Annotated in this window: 10 protein-coding genes and 3 pseudogenes; 7 read left to right on the top strand and 6 right to left on the bottom strand. The window is 69.0% G+C overall.

Features of this window, described 5'->3' with window-relative positions:
• Nucleotides 1-4: 4 nt before the first annotated feature.
• Nucleotides 5-1273, bottom strand: coding sequence for an extracellular solute-binding protein (locus ACSYGN_RS35865; RefSeq protein ID WP_460404058.1), 1269 nt, complete (start codon nt 1271-1273; stop codon nt 5-7).
• A gap of 261 nt (nt 1274-1534) precedes the next feature.
• Here ACSYGN_RS35865 and ACSYGN_RS35860 point away from each other — a divergent pair, with 261 nt between their 5' ends.
• On the top strand, nt 1535-2374 hold the full coding sequence (locus tag ACSYGN_RS35860; protein WP_460404056.1) for a GntR family transcriptional regulator: 840 nt from the start codon (nt 1535-1537) through the stop codon (nt 2372-2374).
• Between the two features lie 150 nt (nt 2375-2524).
• On the opposite strand, the pseudogene ACSYGN_RS35855 reads toward ACSYGN_RS35860, so the two are convergent.
• From ACSYGN_RS35855 to ACSYGN_RS35845, 3 genes and pseudogenes are all read right to left on the bottom strand, one after another.
• Nucleotides 2525-2602 (bottom strand): annotated as a pseudogene (locus ACSYGN_RS35855) (FAD-dependent monooxygenase); the annotation flags it as partial.
• A 206-nt stretch (nt 2603-2808) separates the two neighbouring features.
• Entirely contained in the window at nt 2809-2934 is a 126-nt protein-coding gene (locus ACSYGN_RS35850) for a hypothetical protein (protein ID WP_460404055.1), read from the bottom strand.
• The gene (locus tag ACSYGN_RS35845; RefSeq protein ID WP_460404053.1) at nt 2931-3968 is read right to left on the bottom strand and encodes a glycoside hydrolase family 26 protein; all 1038 of its coding nucleotides are present in this window, start codon (nt 3966-3968) and stop codon (nt 2931-2933) included. Before ACSYGN_RS35845 ends, ACSYGN_RS35850 begins: the two co-directional genes overlap by 4 nt.
• Nucleotides 3969-4071: 103 nt before the next feature.
• Here ACSYGN_RS35845 and ACSYGN_RS35840 point away from each other — a divergent pair.
• The 6 genes and pseudogenes from ACSYGN_RS35840 to ACSYGN_RS35815 form a co-directional block, all read left to right on the top strand.
• Nucleotides 4072-4544 (top strand): annotated as a pseudogene (locus ACSYGN_RS35840) (hypothetical protein); the annotation flags it as partial.
• Between the two features lie 61 nt (nt 4545-4605).
• Complete coding sequence (locus ACSYGN_RS35835) at nt 4606-5838, top strand: PP2C family protein-serine/threonine phosphatase (RefSeq protein WP_460404051.1); 1233 nt, start codon at nt 4606-4608, stop codon at nt 5836-5838.
• A gap of 181 nt (nt 5839-6019) precedes the next feature.
• A pseudogene (locus ACSYGN_RS35830) lies at nt 6020-6505 on the top strand (hypothetical protein); the annotation flags it as partial.
• 1109 nt (nt 6506-7614) lie between these two features.
• The gene (locus tag ACSYGN_RS35825; RefSeq protein ID WP_460404049.1) at nt 7615-7914 is read left to right on the top strand and encodes a hypothetical protein; all 300 of its coding nucleotides are present in this window, start codon (nt 7615-7617) and stop codon (nt 7912-7914) included.
• A gap of 112 nt (nt 7915-8026) precedes the next feature.
• Nucleotides 8027-8761: a DciA family protein gene (locus ACSYGN_RS35820; protein ID WP_460404048.1), complete on the top strand. Its 735-nt coding sequence runs from the start codon at nt 8027-8029 to the stop codon at nt 8759-8761.
• 37 nt (nt 8762-8798) lie between these two features.
• The gene (locus ACSYGN_RS35815) at nt 8799-9506 is read left to right on the top strand and encodes a hypothetical protein (RefSeq protein ID WP_460404046.1); all 708 of its coding nucleotides are present in this window, start codon (nt 8799-8801) and stop codon (nt 9504-9506) included.
• An 11-nt stretch (nt 9507-9517) separates the two neighbouring features.
• Here ACSYGN_RS35815 and ACSYGN_RS35810 read toward each other — a convergent pair whose 3' ends face one another.
• The gene (locus ACSYGN_RS35810) at nt 9518-10402 is read right to left on the bottom strand and encodes a LysR family transcriptional regulator (protein WP_460404044.1); all 885 of its coding nucleotides are present in this window, start codon (nt 10400-10402) and stop codon (nt 9518-9520) included.
• A gap of 863 nt (nt 10403-11265) precedes the next feature.
• Nucleotides 11266-12426 carry a hypothetical protein gene (locus ACSYGN_RS35805; RefSeq protein ID WP_460404042.1) on the bottom strand — a complete coding sequence of 387 codons (1161 nt, stop codon included), beginning with the start codon at nt 12424-12426 and terminating at the stop codon, nt 11266-11268.
• Nucleotides 12427-12464: the final 38 nt, after the last annotated feature.

Raw genomic sequence — 12464 nt, 5'->3', positions numbered from 1 at the left:
CGGTTCAGGAGCCGGAGTTCACTGCCGCGGTGATGGCGTCGGACGCCGTGGTGGCCGCCTTCTGCACATCGCCTCCGGTGAGTACGGCCGTCATGTAGTCCTTGATCGGGTTTTTGGCCTCGACCGCGGCCCAGCCGGGTGTGTTGGGCGTGGCGTGGCCCTCGGCCGCGCCGACCGCCATGGCCGCGGCTCCCGGGTCGGATGCGACCGCGGAGGCCAGGGTGGTCTTGTTCGGGACATAGCTCATGACGAGAGCCAGCTTCTTCTGCCAGGTGTCGCCGGCGAGTTCCTCGATGAAGGTGTAGGCCGCGTCCTGCTTGGTGGAGGCCGTGGGTATGACGAGGTCGGAGCCGCCGGTGAAAACCGCGCCGGGTGTGTCGGCTGTCTTCCCCGGGATCGGGAAGAAGCCGAGCTTGCCCTTGAGCGCGGGGTTGTTCTGGATGACCACGTTGGCGCCGCCGGGCGTCGAGATGGCCTGGGCGACCTTGCCCTTGGCCATGACGTCGGCCTGCGGGGGGTTGGCCTCGTCGGCGTCCTTGGGCCCGCTGCCGAGGGCCTGGAGCTTCTTGTAGAACTCCATGCCGCGGATCGCTTCGGGGGTGTCAAGGCTGCCCTTCCACTTGCCGCCGGACTGGGTGGCCAGGTCGCCGCCCTCGTCCCAGACGAAGCCCGCGAGGGCGTACCAGTTCTGGCCGGGCAGGTAGATGCCCTGCGTACCACCGGTGTTGAGCTTCTTGGTGGCGGCGAGCCACTGGTCGCGGGTCTTGATGGCGGTCGCGTCGATGCCCGCCTTCTTGAAGAGGTCGGTGCGGTAGATGACGACGCGGTTGGCGGCGTAGTAGGGGATGCCGTACTGCTTGCCTTCGTAGGAACCCGGCTCGGCGAGGCCCTTGAGCCAGTTCTGCCCGCCGAGTTCGCCGACCTTGTCGCTGAGGTCGAGCAGCCCTCCGCTCTGTGCGAACTGAGCGACCTGAGTGTTGCCGGTCTCGATGACGTCCGGGGCGTCGTTGCTGGCGAGGGCCGCCGTGACCTTCTCGCCGATCCCGTCCCACTCCTGGATCTGCACCTTGGCCTTGATGTCGGGATGGGCGGCCTCGAAGTCCTTGACGAAGTCGTTCTGGAACTGGGTCGAGACACTGTCGCGCATCAGCCACACGTCGATGGTGGTGCTGCCGCCGGAGCTGTCGTCGGAGGCATCGGAGGAGCTGCTGCAGGCACTGAGCCCGGCCGTCATCAGGAGCGCGGACACACCGGCAAACAAGCGGAGCTTCACGGTTCACCTCTGGAGGACGTAGCCTGACCAGTCTGACCAGTGAAGTCCACTGGTCAGCTCACCTCGTGATGTGGGGAAGAAGGTGGCATAGACCAATCAGGGCGTCAACCCCCTAGGGCGTAACGGGCTTTGGTGCGAAGTTCAGCAGGATTGCGGACGATCACGACCCGACAGCCGTTACAATTCCCGAACCACGAGGGCGATCGCAGGCGACCGCTGGTCAACTGGTCAACTGAGATTCCGGGCAAGAGGGAGTGCGACATGACGGCCGACGAACCAGGTGCGGTACTCAAACGGGAGCGAGTGCGCGACTTCCTCCTCGACCTGGTCGAGTCACAGCGCCCGGGGGACGCGATCCCCTCCGAGCGGGCCCTCTGCGCCCGCCTTGGTGTGTCCCGTCCGACCCTGCGGGCGGCGGCCGACGAACTGATCGCCGCGGGGCTGCTGGTACGGGAGCACGGACGCGGCATGTTCGTCGCGCCCGAGAAGATCACCCAGGAACTCGTCTCCGGGCAACAGGCGATGACCGTTCCCAGGGCCGCCGGAGCCTGGTCGAGCCGGCTATTGGAGTTCACCACCATCCCGGCAGGCGCCCGCGTGGGCCGCAAGTTGCACCTTTCCCCCGCCGCCGAGATCGTGTACGTGGCGCGGCTGCGCCTGGTCGACGGCGCCCCGATGGCCATCGAGCATCTGCACATCAAGGCCGATCTGGTCCCCGCCCTGTCCGCCGGGGAACTGGAGGCCGGCGACCTCTACGAGCACCTGCGTGAACAGCACGGCGTGCATGTCCGGGAGGCCGTCCAGACGATCGAACCGACCGTCGTGACCCGGGCCGAGGCCGAACTGCTCGACGTGCCCGAGTTGTCTCCGGCGCTGCTCTTCGAGCGGCTCACCTCGGACACCACGGGACAGCCCGTCGAGTACGTCCACTCGATCTACCGCGGAGACCGCTACCGCATCGTGTCCCGGCTCACCCTCGGCCCCTCGGCCCCGGTACCGTCGGCCCGCGTCGGTCACCACCCCGGCATCCCTCCGGGCGACTTCGCGCACGGCGACACGATCACATCCTCCACGCGCGGCGACATCCAGTCGGCACCGTGAGCCAGGGCAGTGCCCCGTGGCGCCGGCTTCAACCGCGGAGATCGTAGGGCGCGGCCTCGGCCGGTCCCAACTCCCCGACGGCCGCGCTGGCCTGCGCGGAACTGATGACCTGTCGCGGACTTGGTCTTGGACCGCGCGGGCGAAGAGATCGGCGTCGGACAAGGCGAGGTTCATGCCCTTGCCGCCCATGGGGGACACGATGCGGGCGGCGTCCCCAAGGAGGAACAACTGGCCTTACTGCATGGGGTCGTGGACGAGGCTGCGCAGCCGGAACGGTGGGTGCAGACCTGCCGCCGCGAACTGCTGGACCGCATGCTGCTCTGGAACCAGCGGCATCTGCCACGCACTGTGAGAGTCCGAAGACGTCTACAACTCCCACCGCCCCCACCAGGGCATCGCCCACGCCCGCCCGCCGTACCCGCTGCCCGCTCCTATCAATCGAGCCCGACGGGATCGCCCGCCTCGGCGGACGACGGCGCGATCGCCTCGGCGGCATCTCCACGAGTAGCAGCATGCAGCCTGACCTGCACGGACGAGAATTTCGGCAAGGGCAGCGTCATGGATTGAGGTATGGGTCTTTCGCCATGCGTGTGTAGGCCGCAAGCGACGACGGCGAGGAGTTGATCTGCCAGTGGCGTTCCTTGTCGATGTCGAACCACACGAGCGCCTTGATCAGCGGGAATTCTGTCTTCAGTGCCGGAACGATGCCGTCGATCCATGATGCTTTGCTGCCCCCGACCTCATCGGAGCCCATCTCGCCGATGATGACGGGCTTCCCCTTCGCGGCGAGCTTGGCGTAGATCGCGGTGAAGAGGTGGGGGAAACTCTGCCACTGGAAATCGGGATCGGACGTGCCCCAGTTGTATCCGTCGACGCCGGTCCAGTCGACGTATCGATCGCCGGGGTAGTAGGCCATCGCCGACGGGGCGTCGGGGCTGTCCGTGACATTCGGACACCACGCCCAGATGACGTTCGTGGCGCCTCGTGCCACAAAGATGTCATGGATGTGGCGGTACGCGGCTATGTATTTCGCCGGGTCGTGTCCGCCCCAGCCTTCCTGCTCGTTCATCTCGGCCGCGAAGTCGAGGAAGAACTCCTTGCTGAGTGCCTTGGCCCCGTCGGCGCGCTTTCGGATCGTCGTGTCCAGATCTCCGCTGATGATGTCGTCGAAGTCGACGTCGAACGGCTCCCAGTTGACCAGCGGGATGCGGCCGTCAGCGAAGTCTCCGCGCACGGTCGGGGAACCGGCCCAGTCGTCCGCCCAGTTGTAATAGGTGAGGTGGACGGCTGGCTTTCTTCCCACGCGCGCGTCGGTCTCAGCCATCGTGCCTGCACCGTAGTAGTGACCGAGCAGCGCTCCGTGCGCAGGGACCAGAGGGGTCTTACGCAGCGCCGTTGCTTGAGCGGAAACGTTGGGTCGGTCTATCGGATCCGCACCCATGTCCGATTCTGAGCGGGAACACGCGGTGGCGAGTGTGGTGAGCGTCATCAGCAGCACCGTTGCTACGACGCTCGCGACGGAGCGGCACAATCGTGTGCTCTCCGAGCGTTGCTGCGGATCGGCGGCGTACCGGTGCCTGAGGTGTCTGTTCACGGCTTCAGGGTGCCGACCGGTCCATGAGAGGACGATGAGACGGTCAAGAAGAAGAGTGCTGGGGGAGCACGAGTTCGACGAGAGCACCGTTTCCGGGTGCCTGGGCGCGCCCGGAAGGATCGTCATCGCACCTGGGGATACTCGTGGCACCGTGCTCATCCCGGAGAAAGCCGGCGGCTACTGCTGCACCTCGACTGGGGTGACGGCCCCAACACGGGGTGCGAGGCGTGCGGCCTGCCTGTGGCGAACCGGATCGACGACTGTTCACTCTGGCAGGCGGTCTGGCTCGCGCCAGATGCCGTGCGCCGCGTCCCCGTCGACAATACCAGCACCGCGACGCTCTCCTGGGCGGAACTGCTGGCGGAGGGGACGGGCACGCCCCCGGTTGCCCCGATCACCAGATGGGGTTCGCTGCTCGGGCTGGACCACTGGTGGTCATGGAGCCCGCAGTGGGAGGCGGCAGCCGACCGGGCGCTCGCTCACCTGCTGGCAGCCTCGGACGGTCGGCCGGTGACGGTTCCGCACGGCCTGATCGCGGAAGTGTTCCAACGCGCTCTCGACGGGCCCGCGGCCCGCACGCGTGCCATGGTGGAAGCACGCATGACCGACGAGAGCCGCAGGTGCGGCAGGTGGAACCGTGAACGGACCCGGCATCGACTACCAGGCCGTTTTCCAGGCCCTTCCCGCCGGTGTGGCGTTGCTGACGCCCGACCTGGTGTACGCGGACGTCAACGAGGCGTATGCCAACCTGTCCGGGCGCGCCCGCAGCCAGCTCATCGGCCGCTTCCTGTTCGACGTCTTCCCCGACAGCCCTCGCGATCCCGCCGCGAACGGCACGCGCAACCTGTACGCCTCGCTGCGCCGGGTGGCAGCCAGCGGGGAGCCCGACACGATGGCGCTGCAGCGCTACGACGTGGAAGATCTCGATCGGCCCGGGATGTGGCAGGAGCGGTACTGGAGCCCGGTCAATGTCCCCGTCCTCGCCCCCGACGGCAGCGTTGCCCTCCTGCTGCACCGGGTGGAAGAGGTCACCGAACTCATCCGCGCCCGCGGCGGCCGGCCGGAAGGGGACCGCGCACGGGTGCTGGAAGCCGAGCTCTACACCCGGGGCCGGGAACTGCAGGAGGTCAACGAACGCCTGCGCAAGGCCCACGCCCGCGAGCGCGAGGTCGCCCTCCACCTGCAGGAGGCGATGCTGCCCGCGCCCCGGCCACTCGGCCACCACCGTGCCGCCGTACGCTATCGGCCCGCCATGGGGGCACTGAACGTGTGCGGCGACTGGTACGACCTCGTCGACCTGCCCGGCAGCAGCCGTACCGCTGTCGCAGTCGGCGACGTCGTCGGCCACGGACTGCGCGCCGCCGGCGTCATGGGCCAGCTCCGCAGCGCCCTGTCCGCGGCCTCCCGCGTCGCCACCGGCCCCGCCCAGGCCCTCGAAGTCCTCGGCCTGTACGCCCGCTCCGTCGACGGCGCCGAATCCACCACTGCCGCATCCGTCTTCATCGACTGGAACAGCCGCATCCTCACTTACAGCAGCGCCGGCCACCCCCCGCCCGCCCTGTGTCATCCCGACGGCACCGTCATCTTCCTCGACCAGGCCACCGACCCACCGTTCGGCGCCCGCCCCGAGCACACCCCCCGCCCCCAGGCCCAGACCGCGTTCACCGACGACTGCATCCTTCTCCTCTACACCGACGGGCTCGTCGAACGCCGTCACGAAGACATCGACACCGGCCTCGCCCGCCTCGCCGAATCCCTGACCCGGCACCGCACCATTGACCCCGACACCCTCAGCGACGCCCTCCTGGCCGACCTGATCCCCCCAGCCGGCCTCACGGACGACACCGCCCTGATCGTCATGCGGCTGTGACGAGGCGCGCACACGCACACTGTGCTGTACGACCGTGATCAATCTCAGCGCCCACTGTGCCGATGTTCCCCACCCGCACCGAGGCCAGGGCCCTAACGACACGCTGAGTTACTTGTCACTTCGTGGCAGCCTCGGGAGAAAAGGGCCGTTTCGGGGACTGTAAAACGATCATTTGACAGACCCCATCCTGGCCGGAACCGCCACGGCGATCTTCCTGATCGTCGGCTACATCTCGAAGATGGTCTACCCCAAGTCGGCGTTCGCCCAAGCGATGCTCACGGGCGGTTGGGTGTTCGGCGCCGTGACCGCGGCCGCGATCCTCGTCGCCGCCGGCGGGCTGTTGCTCACCATCCTGCGCAACACTCCCTCGCTTGACACATGGCCTTCGAGCGGCGAGGTGACCCGGGCCAGGGAAGCCTGGCACGAGGCCCTGCTGGAACGCGGCATCTTCCCCTTCCTGCAGGCTGCCCTCGGCGACCCCGCCGCGGCGTCCGGCCTGCACTGTGCCCCTTCTCCGGCGCCGACCGGCCGCCTGCCGCACATCGGCTTCGACCGCCCGGGCTTCAGCAGCCCCGACGGCCATTCCACCCCGGGCCCACGCCCAAGCTTCACCAGCCCGGACTACACCAGCCCGGACTTCGGAGGTCGGGAACACCAGGCGGAGTGATTGCTGGAGATGAGCGGCGCCTCGCCTCGATGGCGCAGGCGAAGATCGAATCTCCCCGTCATCAGGAGGTGGCCCCGCCCGGCTGGGTGGACCCCGGCACCGCCCGGGCCATGTCGCGCGGCGCGCCAGCCAGGCGGTCTCGGCCTTGTCCGCCCTGGGCTGCCCGGTCACGTACACGACGCGGGTCCTGTGAGCGCGGACTCCACCACGTCGTACGGAGATGCCCAAGGACCGCTGATCCGAACCCGGTCGGTGTTCGGATGGCGTCTTCTCCATCCGGTCGGCCCGGACACCACCTGGGAGGACACGCGCGACACCGTTGCGTGGAACAGCTCCCAGATCATGTCCGGCTGGCTCGGCAACTACGACCACGTCCCCGAGCTCCAGCCGACCGAACTTGCCCGCCTGCTACGCCAACACGGTGTCCCGGCTGTGCTCTGCGCGGATTGCGGCAAGCCCATCACCGACCGCCACCCGCGGTGGGCTGGCATATGGGTCACTCCCGACGGTAACTGCGGGCCCTTGTGCGGAGTTCCCCGAGGCCCGTCCTGTCGCTGCGAAGCCGCTGCTCGGGACACTCACCGACCAGGAGTTCGGCGCCCCACATCGTCCCGCTGAGAACACGTGACGGTGACCTTCGGGTTGACCGGGCGACCTCCGCCGGAGACGTCGGCATCACCTACGCGTCTCCCGACCGCGCCTGATGTTAGGGATGTCGTGAACGGTGTGTCAGCGAGAACCGACTCCCCGGTTGCCCCGACTGTCGTCTCCTGGCGGCCGAGCCCGCGCTGCCAGAGACGTTCACCGCGGCGACGTACGGTGCGACGACCGGGTGCTGCTCGATTCCGGCCGGGACTGCCCCGGTGCGAGGACCGGCAGGCCGACCGCCGTGCGCAGCGCCACGCGGCCGCGGCCAAGGTCGACGCCGTAATGCCCGGGGCGTCGGAGGTGAAGCGGAGGGCGGCGGTCGCGCGGCAGCTTCACCAGGATGTGACGGCCAGGATGTGGGCGAAGGCGCACGAGTGGCAGCAGGTCCGCGCCCGGCAGGCCGCCGCAGCTCGCGCCCGCGTAACCGCCTCACGACGTCCTGGCCGCGCCGGTGACCCCGGTTGTACTGCCCGCGCCCCGTCCGGCCGTTCCCACGCCCCTCGAAACCGGGGTGCACGGACATCGACGGCCAGGAGCTGGTCCTCGAAGACCTGACCCGCGAGCAGGTCCTGGACTGGCGCCCCCGCGCCGCGCACGACCAACAGGTCGTCCACGACCAACGGGTCGTCCACGACCACATCGCCCGCCACGGCGAGCACTCGGCACAGCGCCTGTTCACCAGGGAGCTCGTCAAGCAGGTGACCCGCCTGTTCCGCCTCCAGCACCTCAGCGTCGGCTGCCTACCCTGGGGGCAGTCATGACCGGCGAGCTATCCGGCGTCGACCTGGCCCGGGTCGCACTGCGGGCCGCAGGGGAGACTCCGAGGAAGAACGGCACAGCCGTACGGCGAAGCCGAAGCCGCGCGCCACCCGGATGGTGCGGCGCGACGGGCGCGAGCCGATGGGCCTCGGTGCCGCGATCGGCGCGCTGGTCACCGAGCGGGCCTGGGAACTTCCGGCCGCCGGCGCCACGCTTCAGGACCGCTGGGCGGCCATCACCCCGACCTTCGCCGCGCACGTCACCGCCATCGGGTATGACGCCGACTCCGGCCGACTCAGCGTGTGCCCGGAGTCGCCGGCCTGGGCGACGAAGCTGCGCCTGGAGCAGGTCCGCGTCATCGTGGCCGCCAACGCGTCGGCCGGCCGCACGGTCGTGCGCGCCCTGATGATCCTCGCGCCCGGCTCCTTGCCCGTGTCCGTCCGGGACGATGACGTCCCGCAGGTGCCAGCCGTGCCCAAGAGGCCCGTGAAGACGAGCGAGTCGGCCAGCGACGGCTACCAACGGGCGCTCGCCGCCCACCGGCAGGCCGCCACGGCCCGGCTGGCGGACCCGCTCGTCGCTGAGGCGGTCGAGCGGCAGACTCGTGCGATGCGCGAACTCGGCGCCCGTGCGTTCCCCGAGTTGGACCACGTCCCTGCCCCGATCGCGGCGGCTGTGGCTCAGCGCCGCCGTCAGGCCAGTACTTCCCGCGCTGCCGCCCGCCAGCCCGGGCAAGCAGGAGGCGGGCTTGTCGCCGTCGCCGACTCTGCCGTCCATTCGCATCGGCGATGGGGGGTAGCAACAACTGCTGTTGGACGCCCCGCACGGCCGGCTCGACCATGGCACTGACAGCCTGGACCACCGTGAGAGGCAGGCAGTGATGTTGATGTTCAACGATGTCAGGGACTCGTCGTCCTTCCAGGTCAGCGCGTCGCTCGACGGCGAGCATCTGACCGGCGAGGACATTCGCGATCTGGAGTTGGTGCGTTCGCGGCGTGCCCTGGCCTACCTGAAGCAGAAGCTCGGCAAGGACGCGATGCTGGCGCTGCTGAAGGGCGATCTCGACGCGACCACGGCGCGGGTGGCCGAGTGGGCGCGTACCTCGGCAGGCGAATGGGCCACCGGTGTGGTCACCCTGGAGCTGCCGGGCCTGCAAGCTGAAGCGTTCGAGCACTGGTTCATGGACGCCATCCGCAGGGATGACGAACCGACGCTGCGGGCCGGGCACCCGGACCACTTCCTGAACCACCCGCGTCCCGGCGCCCCCGCCGAGGTGATCGAGAACGTTGGTGAGGACGAACTGCCCTGGCACATCTTCCTCACCTTCCACGGCAGGGAGACAGAGTTCCCCACGCCGTGGGACCCCGCGTTCACCCACTGCTTCGGTGTCTTCATCAGCGATCGCGACGGGACACGAATCGGCTCGGCGCTGCACGAGATGCGGGACAGCAAGAACGGGATGATCGCCAAGCTGACCATCCACCTGCCCGCCGCGGCACCGTCCCACCTTGTGCGAGGCCATCTGCGGCACTTCTCGATCGAGTTCCGCAACTGGGCCGAACTGGCGTCCACGCGGTTGCACAACGAGTCCTGAAACAGAACTCGTCACTCACCGTGCGCGAGCAGGGCCGCGAGCAGGGCGCGGGTGGCGGCGGAAGCTGGTCGATCGGCCCCCACAGCCAGCCCAAGGCGCACCTCGTCCGGCTCACGGGCCAACTGGATGACGGTCAGGTCCTGGCAATGATCCGCCGCACCGGCTGGCGCGAATGCGATCCCCAGCCCGCTGCGCACCAGGTCGAGGGCCGTGGTGATGTCGCCGACCTCGACGGCGACATCGCGTTCGAGGCCGGCGTCAGCGAACAGGGCGTCCACAATGCTCCGATTCCCCCATTCCGGCGGAAAGTCGACAAAGACACGTCGTGCAAGCTCGTCGAGTGCAACCTCGCTCACCCCGGCGAGCGGGTCGTCGGCACGGCACACCGCGACGAGCCTGGTCCGCGCCACCGGCTTGATCGCGACCTCGCGTGGTGTCCGCGGCAGCAGCGGGATGAGCGCGGCATCGAACGTTCCGTCCACAACGGCTGCCAAGTGCCCGTCGATCGGGCCTGCCGACAGCCTGACACGCACGTTGACATGCGGATGCCGAGCATGGAAGTCGGCCAGAGCGAGTCCGAGGTCAAGCGATCCAGTCGACAGCACGGTACCGAGCGTCACGCTGCCCTGAAGCCCGCCACGGAGGCCGTCCATCGCCTCGCGCACCGAACGGGCGTCGTCGAGCAGAACCCGTGCCTTGCTCAGCAGCACCCGCCCGGCCTCCGTCAGCTCGATGCGCCGTTCGGCCCGATCGAACAGTGTGACGTCAAGCTCCCGCTCCAGCCGCGCTACAGCGGCCGAGGCGCCCGACTGCACGATCCGGCTCCGCCGCGCGCCCCGCGTAAAACTGCGCTCCTCGGCCACCGCGACGAAAATCTCCAGCCGACGAAGATCCATACCACCAGTATTCACCTGCCGCCCGTCGAAGCGACCATCCCCGCTATCAGGGCTGTCCGCGCTGCGGTGTAGGAGTATGCAAAGGGCCTTGGCGGCATCGGCCTGACTCCTGCAGGCAAGAAATTCACACAAAAGGTACTACTAGGAGCTGTCCGGGCGATCATGTGACCGCCCAACGTCTGGGCTGTTGTTGGGGGCATGGAGTGGGGTGATCTGACCGGTGCCGAGTGGAACGGTTGCGGAGCTCGCGGGGCGGGTTCCCCAGCAGACTCCATCCGAGCGCGGACGGCCGCTGCCGCCAGCTGTCCCTGGTCGTCACCGACGGATACGGGCGGACTTCACCCAGTTCCAGGCGAAGATCCGCGTTCCGCGGGTCGGTCCGGGTCGGCCACGCACGAAGCCCGACAGGGTCGCGGCCGACAAGGGAAACAGCAACGGCCCGTGCCGCGAGTACCTGCGGCGCCGGGGCATGCGGCACACGATCCCAGAGAAGTCCGGCAGCCGGCCCGCCCGCCTGCACAACGGCTCGCGCGGCGGACGGCCCCCGGCCGGAGAAATTCCTCTTCGTTGATCGTCAGTGGCACACCGCCGCACAGGGCGAACTCGCCGCCGGTAACGGGCCTGAGGAGACATGGATGAGTCACCGGGCCTGGGTAGCGGACATCCCAGCCGCGAGCCGATCGAAAATCCCCCGGAGGGACGACGGCCCTGCTGTACCACGCGCCCTGAGGTGTCTGATCGGACAGTCCCATGGCGGTGCATGCGTCTGGGCCGGTGCCCACCACCAGAAGGGCGGCTGAGCGCGGTGCTCCGCCGCACCTCTGCACGAGTCATGATCGGGGCCGCCCGCGACCGAGCCGCCGTCACTGACAGGCGTCGAACAGCGTCTGGGCACGCGCTGCCTCGTCGATGCTGGCGGGCTGATCACCCAACGCGGCGAGCGCGCTCGCGGCGAGGGTGCGGGCTGAAGCCTCGTACAGCGGCATCTCGGCCTCGCCGAACGCTGCCGCTGCTTCGAGCGCCGTACGCGCCGCGTTGGTGTGGTCCTGGAGCAGGCATACTTCGGCGTGGGCCAGCAGCACGAAAGCGCGCACGGCCGCGGGCTGGTCGGCTGTCGCAACGTGGGCGGCCCGGCGCACCCATCTCTGCGCGGCTTCGATGTCGCCCCGGGCGAGTTCGGCCTGGGCCAGGGTACGAAACCACGACGGCCGTTCAGCTGCCTCGACAAGGGGTAGTTCCGGGCCACCCCCGCTGTCCAGCACGGTGCGTACGCACCCTGCGGCATTTCCGCACAGCAACTGGGCCAGGCCGAGCACCCCCATCACGACTGTTCTCCGTTCCGACGGTTCCCCCCGCTCCACAGCGACCGCTTCCTCGCAGGTCTTGAGTGCCGCGGCGAAATGCCCCCGCCACAGGGAGACCGCGGCGCCCACCGCCATTGCCAGCGCACGGGGCTCGCTGGTGCCGAGCAGCAGAGCCGCCTCCAGGGCGTCGTCGGCGTACGCGGCTGCCTCGCTGAGGTTCCCCAGTCCCAGGTGAGCGAAGGCCGTCGCGGTGAGCAGATCCGTCAGCAGGTAGTTCTGGCCGGTGTGGCGTACCAGGGCCAGGCCGCGATCGAGGTGGCGGAGAGCCGCCCTGTAACGGCGCTGAAGCATCTCCGCCCAGCCGACCAGCATCAGCGCGTCGAGATACTCCAGAAGGCGTCGGTCCCCGGTGTCGTCCAAGACCCGCACTGCGGCGTCGAGACAACTCGTTCCCTCGCTGGCCTCCCCGGTGGAGGTGTGGGCCAGCGCCAACAGCGCGCGGACCCCCGCCACTTGCACCGGTTCGCCCGCTCGCAGGGCCGAGAGCAGTGCGCGCCGCCCCCAGTCGACGGCCTGGGAGAAGTCACCGCTGCGCAGCTCGGCGGCAGCGACTTGGACCTCCAGCACGGTGGTCTGCGCCGACGAGAGCTCGGTGTTCTGCGCCAGTTCACGCCGGAGAACGGCCGTCGCAGCCTCGAACCTGCCCAGAAGCCGCTCCATCACTGCCAAGGAGACGACAGCCTCCGTGCGTCGCGGAC

Source organism: Streptomyces sp. YIM S03343, from assembly GCF_054729195.1.
The sequence above is the reverse complement of the archived record's forward strand: the minus strand, read 5'-3'. Positions and strand labels throughout refer to the sequence as shown.

Bases quoted from the DNA above. Each gene is read 5' to 3' on its own strand.
- ACSYGN_RS35850 (WP_460404055.1), bottom strand. From the start codon at position 2,934: ATGACGCTGCCCTTGCCGAAATTCTCGTCCGTGCAGGTCAGGCTGCAT.
- ACSYGN_RS35805 (WP_460404042.1), bottom strand. From the start codon at position 12,426: ATGGAGCGGCTTCTGGGCAGGTTCGAGGCTGCGACGGCCGTTCTCCGG.
- ACSYGN_RS35860 (WP_460404056.1), top strand. From the start codon at position 1,535: ATGACGGCCGACGAACCAGGTGCGGTACTCAAACGGGAGCGAGTGCGC.
- ACSYGN_RS35810 (WP_460404044.1), bottom strand. From the start codon at position 10,402: ATGGATCTTCGTCGGCTGGAGATTTTCGTCGCGGTGGCCGAGGAGCGC.
- ACSYGN_RS35820 (WP_460404048.1), top strand. From the start codon at position 8,027: ATGGTGCGGCGCGACGGGCGCGAGCCGATGGGCCTCGGTGCCGCGATC.
- ACSYGN_RS35815 (WP_460404046.1), top strand. From the start codon at position 8,799: ATGTTCAACGATGTCAGGGACTCGTCGTCCTTCCAGGTCAGCGCGTCG.